The organism is Bradyrhizobium guangxiense (assembly GCF_004114915.1).
Lineage (GTDB): Bacteria > Pseudomonadota > Alphaproteobacteria > Rhizobiales > Xanthobacteraceae > Bradyrhizobium > Bradyrhizobium guangxiense.
On sequence record NZ_CP022219.1, the window covers coordinates 1,661,687 to 1,673,581 of the forward strand.

Here is an 11,895-nt window from a genome sequence, read left to right on the forward strand (position 1 = left end):
GGATGCCGATGAAGAGTTTCAAGGTTGCCGATTTCAAGGCGCCGCTGCAGGAGGTCGACGAGGCGACGCCGCAGCCATCGGGCACGCAGGTGCTGATCAAGGTGAAAGCGGCCGGTGTCTGTCACAGCGATCTCCACATCTGGGAAGGCGGCTACGATCTCGGCCATGGCCGAAAGCCGCTGTCGCTGAAGGATCGCGGCATCAACCTGCCGCTGACCATGGGGCACGAGACCGTCGGCGAAATCCTGGCGTTCGGTCCCGACGTGAAGCCGACCGACCAGGGCGACCTCAAGATTGGCGATGTTGGCCTGGTCTATCCCTGGATCGGTTGCGGCAAATGCGCCACGTGCCTTGCCGGCGACGAGAACATGTGCCTGACGCCACGCTCGCTCGGCGTCTATTGTGACGGCGGCTATTCCGACCACATGCTGGTGCCGCATCCGCGTTACCTGCTCAATTTGAGAGGGCTCGATCCGGCGACGACCGCGCCCTATGCCTGCTCCGGCGTCACCACCTACAGCGCGCTGAAGAAGGTCGAGCAGCATTTCGACACACCGATCGTGATGTTCGGCGCCGGCGGCCTTGGCCTGATGGCGCTGTCGCTCTTGAAGGCGATGGGCGGCAAGGGCGCGATTATGGTCGACATCGACGCCAGGAAGCGCGAGGCGGCGGAGAAGGCCGGCGCGCTCTCAACCGTCGATCCCAAGGCGCCGGATGCGCTGGAGCAGCTTGCCAAGAAGGCGGGCGGACCGATCCGCGCCGTGATCGATCTCGTCGGCAATGCCGCCACGACGCAGCTCGGTTTTGATTGCCTGACCAAGGGCGGCAAGCTCGTCATCGTCGGCCTGTTCGGCGGCGGCGCGACCTGGGCGCTGCCGCTGATTCCGATCAAGGCGGTGACGATCCAGGGCAGCTATGTCGGCAATTTGCGCGAGACGCAGGAGCTGCTCGACCTCGTGCGCAGCAAGAAGGTACCGCCGATCCCGGTGACGACGGCCCCGCTCGCCAAGGCCAATGACGCGCTGGTGCAGTTGCAGCAGGGCGCGGTGGTCGGCCGCACGGTGCTGATGCCGTAACAACCTCCGTCATTCCGGGGCGGTCCGAAGGACCGAACTATGGTGCGCAATTGCGCACCTGAGAATCTCGAGATCCCGGGTTTGGCTCTTCGAGCCGCCCCGGGATGACGTATCCGATACAGGAACCCCATGTCCGCAAACAACGCCTTCCACATTGCCGTGCTCGCCGGTGACGGCATCGGTCCCGAAGTCATGGCGCCGGCGCTGGAGGTGCTGCGCAAGGTCGGCGAAAAATCCGGTCTCGGCTTCCGCTTCACCGAGGCGCCGGCCGGCGCCAACAATTATCTCGCGACCGGCAAGTCGATGCCGGACTCCACGATCAAGCTCTGCGAGGAGGCGGATGCGATCCTGCTCGGGGCCTGCGGCCTGCCATCGGTGCGCTATCCCGACAATACCGAGATCGCGCCGCAGATCGAGCTGCGTTTCATCTTCGATCTCTATGCCGGCGTGCGGCCGGCGCGCCTCATTCCCGGCGTGCCGAGCCCGATCGTCGGTGCCGACCAGCGCGGCATCGATCTCGTCGTGATCCGTGAATCCACCGAGGGCCTGTTCGCCTCGATGGGCAAGGGCGTCGTCACTCATGAGGACGCGCGCGAGACCATGGTGATCACGCGCAGGACGTCCGAGCGCCTGTTCGAGTTCTCGTTCCGCCTCGCCGAGCGGCGTAAGGCGCGCGGCAAGCCCGGGATGCTCACCTGCGTCGACAAGGCAAACGTGTTCAAGGCGTTCGCATTCTTTCGCGGCATCTTCGACGAGATCGAGAAGAAGCATCCAGGGGTGAAGACCGACCGGCTCTATGTCGACGCCTGCTCGGCGATGCTGGTCAAGCGGCCCTGGGATTTCGACGTGATGGTGATGGAGAACATGTTCGGCGACATCGTTTCCGACATCACCGCGAGCCTGATCGGCGGCCTCGGCATGGCGCCGTCGGCCGACATCGGCGACAAATACGCCGTGTTCCAGCCGTGCCACGGCACCGCCCCCGATATCATGGGGCAGGGCAAGGCCAATCCCACCGGCATGATCCTGTCGGCGGCGATGATGCTCGACTGGCTCGCCGACAAGCACGGCATTGAGAGCGCGGCGGAAGCGGGCGAGGCGATCGAGCGTGCGGTGGATCGGGTCTATGCCGGCGGCATCAAGCCGATGGAGTTCGGCGGCAGCAATGGCACCGCCGACATCACCAAAGCCGTGCTGGGCGCGTTGTAATCAGAGTGCGCACACGAAAAAGCGGCCCTCGGGGCCGCCCTTCGTCGTTTACCAGCGACGCCAGTGGCGGTAGCCGTAATAGCCATATGGCCGTGGCCCGTAGAAACGACGTGGGCCGTAATAGCCATAGGCACCGTAATAGTTCGGTCGCCACCAGCAGCGGCCCCAGGCGTTGCAGACCATGCGGACCTGATCGATATTCGCGGCCGGCCCGCTGGCGATGCCGTCGGCCTGCGGAATGCCGTTCGGCATCGCCGCGAGCGCTTGCCCCGACCCCAGCGCCGCGCCGCCCAGCGCAGCCAGACCAAGAACAGCAAATTTGAATGTCATCGCGATCTCCCTCATTGGTGGCGGGAGAACTATCGGTGGATCAACTGGTTGCTTCCGCAGAGAGCTGCGCGAAGAATTTAATCTTCCTGAATAGGGGTTCAGCTACTTCCCCTGGAACCGGGGCTTCCGTTTCTCCATGAAGGCCTGCCGGCCCTCGCGAAAATCCGCGCTGTCCATGCAGGCGTTGCCGATCGCCTTGATCGCTTCCATGTCGCGCCGGCTCTCGTCCTTGAGCACCTGCGCGATGGTGATCTTGGCGGCCTCGATCGCGAGCGGGGCGTTCTGCGAGATCGTCTCGGCAATCGTCATGGTCTCGCCCCAGAGCTCGTCGACTGGAAACACGCGCTCGACGAGACCAATGCGCAGCGCTTCGGCGGAATCGATCCGCATGCCCGTGTACATCAACAGGCGCGCCCAGGACGGGCCGACCAGCGACACCAGGTGCCGCAGTCCATCAAAACCGTAGGCGATGCCGAGTTTCGCCGCGGGAATGCCGAACTGGCTGCCATGCGAGGCGAGACGGATGTCGGCGAGCATGGCGACCTGCATGCCGCCGCCGAGACAATAGCCGTCGATGCAGGCGATCGTCGGCTTGGGATAGTCGGCGAGCAGGGCGCGCTGGGCGGCGCTGCGCCTGGCGTATTCCTCGGACGCCGCCGCGTTGTGCCTGACCTTCTCGAACTGGCTGATGTCGGCGCCAGAGACGAAGGCCTTGCCGCCGGCACCGCGCAGGATCACGACGCGCACCGTCTCGTCGTCGCGCAGGGCCGTCAGCGCCTCGCCAAATCCCTCCCACATTTCCAGCGACATCGCGTTGCGCTTGTCGGGGTTGTTGAAGGTGATCACGCCGACGCCGCCGGCCGCGTGCTTGAGGATCTTGCCGTCGGCGTAAGGTGTTTCGATCGTGCTGGACATGTCAGGCATCGCGCGCTCGCTCATCGTTGCAAGGGGCAATGTGCTGCGGGGGCGTTGCCGCGGTCAACGGCGGCAGATGAGGAGGCTTGCATCCGCCTGTGCCGCCATTGCATGGCGGCGATGGAACGACGTTCGCAAGACGGGGAGGAATGGCGGGCCATTCGACAACAAAAAAGGGCGGTCAGACCGCCCCTGGAAGCAAAGGCCGCGCGCAGAAAGCGCGCGGGCCAAGGCGGACGCAATGACATGCGATCCGGTCCCGCTCAATCCGGCCGCGCCCCTGTGACGCGGCGGATTGAAGATCGGCGGTCAAGACGGACCGTCGGTCGATCTCAGCTTTCGTTGGCTGCGATCGATTCCATCAGCGAGACGAGCTGGCGCTGAACCGTCTGGTCCTTGATCTTGCTGTAGGCGCGCAGCAGGCGGAGGCTGAAGGCCGAATCGAGGAACAGCAGGCTCTCGACTTCGCGCGCCTTGTTGTCGCCGTCGTAGAAGAAGGTCACGGGCACGTCGAGGGCGGAAGCAATCTGCTGGAGCCGAGCCGCGCCGACGCGATTGACGCCCTTCTCGTACTTCTGGACCTGCTGGAAGCTGACGCCGAGCTTTTCGCCGAGCTCGGCCTGCGAGATCTTCATCTCGACGCGCCGCAGACGGATCCGCTTGCCAAGCTCGATATCCGGCTTGCCGGCGCTGCGCTGCTTCATTCTTTTCGCCGCTGCTTTCATCTCTGTTTTCACCTTTGTTCTTCGGTTGAAAATCCCCCGAAGAGCTGGGTCAGGGGTTCGCCCATATACGAGTGCCTGAATTCATGCGGGTGCACGAACTCTTCCTTAAACCACGGGAAGCGAGCTGGATTGAAAGCCTCGATCAGCCAGTCAATCATGTGCCGCACGCGCGGAATCCGGCCGCTACCAGGATGGTAGGACAACCAGATATCCAGCGGTCGGTTCAACTCGACCTCAAGTGGAATCAACTTCCCGCCAAGCGCAATGGCGTAGCTGGGGAAGACGCCGATGCCGGCGCCATTCGCGACCGCCCAATAGTTGGCGCTTGAGACGTTGGTCTTCATGACCAGAAGGTCACGTTCCGAAACGCCCGGGAAGAAGCTCTCGAAGGATTCCTTGGCGGCGAGCTGGTCGGCGAATTGCAGCACCAGGCGGTGCTTGATCAACTCCGCCGCCGAACGCGGCGCGCCATGCTTTTCGATATATTTCTCGGAGGCCCAGAACATCAGATGCATGCGGCCGAGCCGCACCAGCTTGATGTCGAGCGCCGAGGGACGGGAGAGATGGATGGCGACGTCGGCCTCGTGGCGCGAGACGTCGGCCGAGCGCATCGCGCAATGCAGGTCGACCAGGATCTTCGGATAGGCCTGCTGGAATTCAACCAGGCGCGGGGCGAGCCAGAACGTGCCGAGCCCCTCGGTGACGGCGACGCGAACCTCGCCGGATAGGGCATTCGCCATCGAATCGCTGGCGCGCAGCACGTCAAAGGTGGCAGCCTCCATGCGCTCGACGGCGGACACCACCAGCGCGCCTTCATCGGTCAGATGGGTGCCGTGGACGTCGCGGGTGAACAGCGTGGTGCCGGTCTGGCGTTCGAAATCGTCGATTCGCCGGCGCACGGCGTTGATCGATAGCGACAGCCGTTCGGCCGCCGACCGGAAGCTTCCGCATCGGACGACTTCAAGAAATATGCGGGCCGCATCCCAATCCGAGAGGCCGCTGAGATTTGTCTTTGGGCGTTCCGCCAGAGGAACGCCCCTTTCCGCCAAGGAGTGCATACAATTCCCTTCGGGTGGCTAAACTGGCAGAATCTGGCGCAAACCACAACCACTGCGGGTTGGGGGATGATGAGTTTTGAACGTCATCCTTACTACCTCGCGGGTGGTATCTGGGTGCTGCCACGGGCTGGGAATCGGGCAGGCTATTCGCCTGAATGAGGGGTGTGGCGTGAGTTCCGTTGCGAGCCTTAACTTGGCTGCGGGATTGTCGGCGCTGTCCGCAATGATCGTCTCTGCGCGAGAGCCGGCTTTGCCGCCCTTGGTGGATCAATCGCAGCCTGCCAGGCGTTTTCTCCCAGACTGTTTCGATCATGGCCGACGGCGCAGCGTAGCGATGTTGGCAGGAACCGCGGTTCCACGGCAGAAACGCGGTGAAATCAGGTTCGGAGGCTCAGCGGCCTCATGCTATCCTCGATATTTCATGGCGGCCGAAGGGGTCGTCACCATCACGTCTCGCAGGCCGAACTAACGGAAAGAACGCCGGTGTCGCATTCAGACGAACAGTTGCAGTCGGTGCTGGAAACGCTCGAGGAGTGCCGCAAGGTTCTCAACGCGTGCAACAGCCGGGAGTCGGCCGAGCTGCTGTCCATCGTCATCCTCGACGTCAGGATGAAGCTCAAAGGAATAGACAGTGCCGATCTCAAGGCGCTGTGCGACGAAATGCTGCGGAGCGCCGCGAGCGTGCCGCCATCCCCTTCCAAGCAGACGCAGGACCAGCCCCGGCGTCCGCTGCTCCGCGTGGTGAAGTAGCCACGCCGCCGAATCTCGCTTTTTGGCGAGATTTGCGCGCGTCCCGGTGCCGCACCTGTGATCGCAGACGGCATCGGGAGGAGCCCTGGTTCCGTGCGCCTCTGTTGCGCATTCTCCGGCATCGGCTACACCAGAGCCGGTTCGGTTCCGGCCGGGCGCATGTCCCGTGCGCCCTAACGGCACCTGAGATGGCTCAGACGGCATCATGCAAAATGTTTCGATCCCGGCGGCGCTGATTGCCGGCCTCGTCAGCTTCCTCTCGCCTTGCGTCCTGCCGCTGGTGCCGCCCTATCTGATCTACCTCACCGGCGCCACCATCGAACATGTCGAGAGCGACGAGCCGGTCTCGGCCTCCAAGCGTGCGATCACAATGTCGGCGCTGCTGTTCGTGCTGGGCTTCTCCACGGTGTTCGTCGCCCTCGGCGCCAGCGCCTCGCTGATCGGCGGGCTGATCCGGGCCTGGTCGGCGGAGCTGTCGATCCTCGCCGGCATTGTCATCATCGTCATGGGCCTGCATTTTCTCGGACTGACGCGCATCGGCCTGTTGATGCGCGAGGGACGGCTGCCGATTCCAAGGCCGGTCGGGCTCTGGGGGGCCTACATCATGGGCCTCGCCTTCGCCTTCGGCTGGACCCCCTGCATCGGTCCGATCCTCGCGGCGATCCTCTCGATCGCCGCGGCCGAAGCCACGGTGACGAAGGGCGCCGGCCTGCTCGCGGTCTATTCCGCAGGTCTCGGCATTCCCTTCCTGATCGCCGCGCTGATGATCGAACAGTTCTCCGCATTGTTCGCACGCATGAAGGGTCACCTCGTCAATGTCGAGCGCGCCATGGGCGTGTTGATGGTGATCACCGGCATCGGCTTTCTCACCGGCGCAGTCTCGAATGTGAGCATCTGGCTGTTGGAGACGTTTCCGACATTGCAGACGATCGGGTAGGGGCCTCGTCCGTTCACCGCGTCTCGTCCAGCGTGCAGACCACCGTGCAGACCACGCCGCGCGGCAGGAAGTCGACGGTTGCTTCGCCGCCGAGCTGGTCCCGCGCGCTGCGCTCAATCAGGCGCGAGCCGAAGCCGCGCTGCACCGGCGCCGTCACCGGCGGTCCGCCGGTCTCGGTCCAGATCAGCCGCAGCCGCGGCTTCGGTGTCTCGGCGATGATCTCCCAGTCGAGCGTCACCCGGCCGGTCTCGTTGGACAGTGCACCGTATTTCGCGGCGTTCGTGGCGATCTCGTGCACGATCATCGACAGCACCACGGCGAGCCGCGGCGACAACGGCATGGCGGGGGCGGCCATGCGGATGCGATCGGGATTGTTCAGCACGAACGGCTGGAGCACGCGGACGATCACGTCCCGGAGCTCGGAGCCCGCCCATTTCTCCTGGCTCAGAAGGTTGTGCGCCTCCGCCAGTGCGCCGAGCCGTCCCTCGAATTTGATCCGCTCGTCCCGGCTGGCGCTGCGGAATGTCTGCACCGCGATCGCCTGCATCAGGGCGAGCGTGTTCTTGACGCGGTGGTTGAGCTCCTCGATCAGGAGATTGTGCAGCATCTCGCCGCGCGCGATCGTGGTCGCCATCCTAACCGCGAAGGTCAGGCCGGTCAGCAGCAGGATGCCGCCGATCAGGCTAGCGATGGCGATGTTGCGCCAGAGCGGCGCGATCAGCGAGCTCTCGGCAACGCCGGCCACGACCGTCCAGCCGGTCAGGCGGGATCTGGTAAAAGCAGAGGACAGCGCTACCCCGTCGAGCGAGACGGTCGAAAGGGCGGCCTCGGACGTGCGAGACATCGCGTCGTGGAGCGCGCCGGAAGCCTGCCTGCCGATCGTCTCGCCCGGGTTCGGCGCACGCGCGAACACGACGCCTTTGGTGTCGAGCAGCGACACGGTCCAGAGCTGGTCGGGCCGCTGCTTCTCAACCAGCTCCTGAAAGATGCTGATCGGCGGACTGAAGCAGAGATCGTAGATCACCTCGCCATCGCGGAACACCGGGACCTCGACGGTGAGCACCTGGCGCCCATTGATCGCGCCGGTGAACAGGTCCGAATATTGCGGCGATTTGTTCGTAAAGACCCTTTCGATGGTCTCGAGATGGCCGCGCGGCGGCACGCTTGCGGTGTCTTCTGTCGCGGAGGAGAACAACAGCCGGCCCTTGCGGTCCGAGATCAGCACGAGGCCGCCCCTGCCGTACTGCTCGACGAAACCGAGCGCGATGCGCCGAAAGGTTTCAAAGTCGTCGTTGCGCAGCGAATTCGTCAGCGCCAGGACCTGCAGGCCGCCGGTCATCCGCTGCACTTCGGAATCCAGCACCAGGCGCATGCTGCGCACGTTCTCCAGCACCCGGCGCGTCGCGTCGTTGCGATCCTGCGTGTAATTGTAGACGACGATACCGACCGCAAAGACGATCAGCGGCAACATCGTTCCCGTGACGAGGAGAGCGAGGCGGACCGGCAGGGGGAGCTTTGACAACACGGGCGTCCCGATTCCGGCGCAGCGGCGCCGGATCATCATTTTGGCAAGACCATACGGGCGGAGCCTGCATGGCGCCACGATTTTCGCATCGGCGGCTAGGGCGAAACGGAATCTTGCTGCCTCGTCGATACGTACTGCGCTTCGGCGCGTGCCGATTGTGGTCAATAGTGGACACATGGCGAAGACGGCCGAGGCTGTGCCCGGCCGCGCTGATGCTTACGGCACCGGTCGGGTCCTCGAAGAGAATTGAGAAATCGCGTGCCAGAAGTAGCCCGGGTTGCAGTGCAACAGGGTATGGCAGGTGTGTTCTGCGACGAAGGAGTCTCCGCGAAGCAGGCGAAATGACTTCCGTCTGGCCGAGGTTTTTCATACGCTTGCTCTCGCAAGCCGCATACCGGCTGCGCTCACGCCCCGGCGACAGGGGCGGAGGATCAAAGGGAGGGGAGACCATGAAGCGAAGATTATTCCTCGCTGGGTTCGGTGCGACCACTGCGGCGGCCGTGGTCGGCATGCCGTCGATCGTCGGGGCGCAGGCACCGATCACGCTCAACGGAGCCGTGCAGTTCAACGATGACCATGCCTTCAACCGGGCGCTGATCCGGTTCGAGGAGCTGGTGAAGAAGTACTACGGAAAGCCCGTCAATTTCACCCTGCACAAGAACTCCTCGCTCGGCCTCGAGAAGCAGTATTTCGAGTACATGTCGCAAGGCAAGGCGGTCGACTACGGCATCGTCTCGCCGGCTCACATGTCGACCTTCGCCAAGGCCGCCCCGTTCATCGATGCGCCCTTCGTGTTCAAGGGCATCGAGCACATGAACAAGGTCGTCGAGGCCAATATCCTGGCGCCGATCGCCGACGAGGTCGCGGCGAAGGCCGAGGTCGTGCTGATCGGCTATGCCGGCGGCGGCATTCGCAACATTTTCGCCAACAAGCCGCTCAAGAATCTAGCCGATCTCAAAGGTCTCAAAGTCCGCGTGCAGGGCGCGCCGATCTGGTCGAAGACCTTTGCGGCCGTCGGCATGAGCCCGACCGTGATCGCCTATAACGAGATCTACAACGCGATCCAGAACGGCGTGATATCGGCAGGTGAGAACGAGGCGGCCGGCGTCGAGGCGATGAAGTTCTACGAAGTGGCTCCGCATCTCAGCCTGACCCAGCACGCCGTGTCGATCCGGCCGATCTGCTTCTCGGTGAAGACGCTGAAGACCCTGCCAAAGGATCTGCAGGACGCGATCATGAAGGCTGGCAAGGAGGCCGGCGATTACGGCCGCCAGCTCGAATCGAGCGAGGAGGTCGTCAAGCTCGACACGCTGGAGAAGGCCGGCAAGCTCAAGCGCGTCCCGTTCGAGGAGCGCGACGCCATGAAGAAGCTCGCCGACCCCGTGATGGCCACCTACGCCAAGGAGATCGGCGCGGAGGGCATTTTCGAGAAGATCAACGTCGTCTGAGGTCGTTCTGTCCGCCGACAGCATTCCGGGCAGGCCCCGCCTTCTGCCCGGAATTGGCGGATGAGCGCCGTACGGAGCTCCAATGTCCGAAATGCACGCCCCGTCCACACCGTCGCTGTGGCGTCGCGTCACCGCGGCCTATGCGAAATTGCTGGAATTCCTGCTGGCCGCCTGCGTCGGCATCCTGATCATTCCGGTCACGCTGCAAATCATCTCGCGCTACACGCCCTTCATTCCCTCCTACATCTGGACGGAGGAGATGGCGCGGTTCCTGTTCGTCTGGACGATCATGATCGGCGCCATGGTGGGCATCCGCGAGGCGCAGCATTTCGAGGTCGACGTGTGGCCCGACCTCTCGCGGCGATCGGAGGCCGCGGTGCGGATCATCGCGCGGCTCGGCGTGCTGGCACTGGCGATCGTGTTTGTGTGGGCCGGAATCGAGTTCACACGCTTCGCCTGGAACAGGACGTCGGAGCTGGCTGATCTGCCACTCTGGCTGATCCACGTCGCCTGGCCGGTGGCCGGCGTGACCTGGATCGTGTTTGCGGGCGAACAGATCCTTGATGAAATGCGCGTTCTGGTCGGGGTGGGGCGATGAGCGGCAATGTACTCTCTGCCGGACAGGCCGCGATGGTGCTGTTCGGGGTCTTCATCGGCCTGCTCATCGTGCGCGTGCCAGTGGCTTTCGCGCTCGGCCTTGCCTGCGTGCCGATCCTCTTGGTCGAGCCGCGCCTGTCGCTGATGATGCTCGCGCAGGAGACGTTCAACGCGTACAATTCGTTCATTCTGCTCGCAGTGCCGTTCTTCCTCCTGACGGCGAACCTGATGAGCATCGGCGGCATCACCGACCGCCTGGTGGCGCTGTCGCGCTCCATGGTCGGGCATTGGCCGGGATCGCTGGCACAGATCAACGTCGTGCTGTCGGTGTTCTTTGCGGGCATCTCGGGCTCCTCCACTGCGGATGCGGCGAGCCAGTCCAAGATCTTCATCGATGCGCAGACCAAGGAGGGGTACGATCTTTCGTTCTCCATCGCCATCACTGCGGTCTCCGCGGTGCTCGCAGTCATCATTCCACCTTCGATCCTGATGATCGTGTGGGGCGGGCTGATCTCGACCTCGATTGCCGCGATGTATCTGGCCGGAATCGTGCCGGGCCTGCTGATCGCGGGCGCGCAGATGGCGACGGTGCACGTCTATGCCGTGCGCCGCGGCTACCCGACCTATCCGAAGGCGACCTGGGTCGAGATGCGATGCGCCATTTGGCGATCGATACCTGCGCTGATGACGCCGTTCATCATCGTCGGTGGCATTCTGCTGGGCTGGTTCACAGCGACCGAGTCCGCCTGCGTCGCGGTGCTTTATTCCGTGATGCTCTCCGCATTTTTCTACCGCGAGACGGGCGTGCGCGAATTGTACAAGGCCTTGCTCGACACCGGGCGCCTTGCCGGCGTGGCGCTGTTTTGCGTCGGCACGGCGAGCGCTTTCGGCTGGCTGCTCGCCTATTACAGGATTCCGCAGGAGCTGCTGGCCAACGTCTCGACATGGGGCATGGGCACTGTCGCCGCCGGTTTCTTCATCTCCTTCTGTTTTCTGGTGGTGGGCTGCTTCCTCGACGCCATCCCGGCCATCATCATCGTCGGCACCGTGCTGGAGCCGCTCGCCAAGTCGGTCGACCTTCATCCGGTCCAGTTCGCGATCATTTCCATCGTGTCGCTGGCTTTCGGGCTGGTGACGCCGCCCTATGGCCTCTGCCTGATGATCGCCTGTTCGATCGCCGGCGTACGGCTGCGCTATGCGCTGAAGGACACGGTGATCATGCTGATCCCGATGCTGCTCGTGCTCGCGGCCGTCATCGTCTGGCCCAGCGTGTCGCTGTTCCTGCCGCGCCTGATCGTGCCGGAGATGCTCAAATGAGCATGTGA

Annotated in this window: 12 protein-coding genes; 7 read left to right on the forward strand and 5 right to left on the reverse strand. The window is 63.8% G+C overall.

Annotated elements, in window-relative coordinates; all coding sequences use genetic code 11:
* Nucleotides 1-8: 8 nt before the first annotated feature.
* Nucleotides 9-1,076, forward strand: a complete 1,068-nt coding sequence (locus X268_RS07880) for an alcohol dehydrogenase (protein WP_128924401.1) — start codon at nt 9-11, stop codon at nt 1,074-1,076.
* A 129-nt stretch (nt 1,077-1,205) separates the two neighbouring features.
* Nucleotides 1,206-2,285 (forward strand): isocitrate/isopropylmalate dehydrogenase family protein, encoded by a 1,080-nt coding sequence (locus X268_RS07885; protein WP_128924402.1) that lies wholly within the window; start codon nt 1,206-1,208, stop codon nt 2,283-2,285.
* Nucleotides 2,286-2,333: 48 nt separating this feature from the next.
* Here the strand turns inward: X268_RS07885 and X268_RS07890 are convergent, their stop codons facing one another.
* The 4 genes from X268_RS07890 to X268_RS07905 form a co-directional block, all read right to left on the reverse strand.
* Entirely contained in the window at nt 2,334-2,615 is a 282-nt protein-coding gene (locus X268_RS07890; protein WP_128924403.1) for a hypothetical protein, read from the reverse strand.
* Between the two features lie 102 nt (nt 2,616-2,717).
* Nucleotides 2,718-3,539, reverse strand: coding sequence for an enoyl-CoA hydratase (locus X268_RS07895; RefSeq protein WP_128924404.1), 822 nt, complete (start codon nt 3,537-3,539; stop codon nt 2,718-2,720).
* Nucleotides 3,540-3,862: 323 nt separating this feature from the next.
* The gene (locus tag X268_RS07900) at nt 3,863-4,234 is read right to left on the reverse strand and encodes a helix-turn-helix domain-containing protein (protein ID WP_020608151.1); all 372 of its coding nucleotides are present in this window, start codon (nt 4,232-4,234) and stop codon (nt 3,863-3,865) included.
* A gap of 29 nt (nt 4,235-4,263) precedes the next feature.
* Nucleotides 4,264-5,313: a LysR family transcriptional regulator gene (locus tag X268_RS07905; protein ID WP_128924405.1), complete on the reverse strand. Its 1,050-nt coding sequence runs from the start codon at nt 5,311-5,313 to the stop codon at nt 4,264-4,266.
* Nucleotides 5,314-5,796: 483 nt separating this feature from the next.
* On the opposite strand from X268_RS07905, the gene X268_RS07915 reads away from it, so the two are divergent.
* Complete coding sequence (locus X268_RS07915) at nt 5,797-6,063, forward strand: hypothetical protein (RefSeq protein WP_128924406.1); 267 nt, start codon at nt 5,797-5,799, stop codon at nt 6,061-6,063.
* A 205-nt stretch (nt 6,064-6,268) separates the two neighbouring features.
* Complete coding sequence (locus X268_RS07920) at nt 6,269-7,000, forward strand: cytochrome c biogenesis CcdA family protein (protein WP_128924407.1); 732 nt, start codon at nt 6,269-6,271, stop codon at nt 6,998-7,000.
* Between the two features lie 13 nt (nt 7,001-7,013).
* Here the strand turns inward: X268_RS07920 and X268_RS07925 are convergent, their stop codons facing one another.
* Nucleotides 7,014-8,471, reverse strand: coding sequence for a sensor histidine kinase (locus tag X268_RS07925; protein ID WP_128929189.1), 1,458 nt, complete (start codon nt 8,469-8,471; stop codon nt 7,014-7,016).
* Between the two features lie 503 nt (nt 8,472-8,974).
* Between X268_RS07925 and X268_RS07930 the strand changes: the two genes are divergently transcribed.
* From X268_RS07930 to X268_RS07940, 3 genes are all read left to right on the forward strand, one after another.
* Complete coding sequence (locus tag X268_RS07930; protein WP_128924408.1) at nt 8,975-9,973, forward strand: TRAP transporter substrate-binding protein; 999 nt, start codon at nt 8,975-8,977, stop codon at nt 9,971-9,973.
* Nucleotides 9,974-10,055: 82 nt separating this feature from the next.
* A complete protein-coding gene (locus X268_RS07935; RefSeq protein ID WP_128924409.1) occupies nt 10,056-10,571 on the forward strand; it encodes a TRAP transporter small permease in 516 nt (171 codons plus the stop codon).
* Nucleotides 10,568-11,887, forward strand: coding sequence for a TRAP transporter large permease (locus X268_RS07940; RefSeq protein ID WP_128924410.1), 1,320 nt, complete (start codon nt 10,568-10,570; stop codon nt 11,885-11,887). The genes X268_RS07935 and X268_RS07940 overlap by 4 nt, the downstream gene beginning before the upstream one ends.
* The last annotated feature ends 8 nt before the right edge of the window (nt 11,888-11,895 follow it).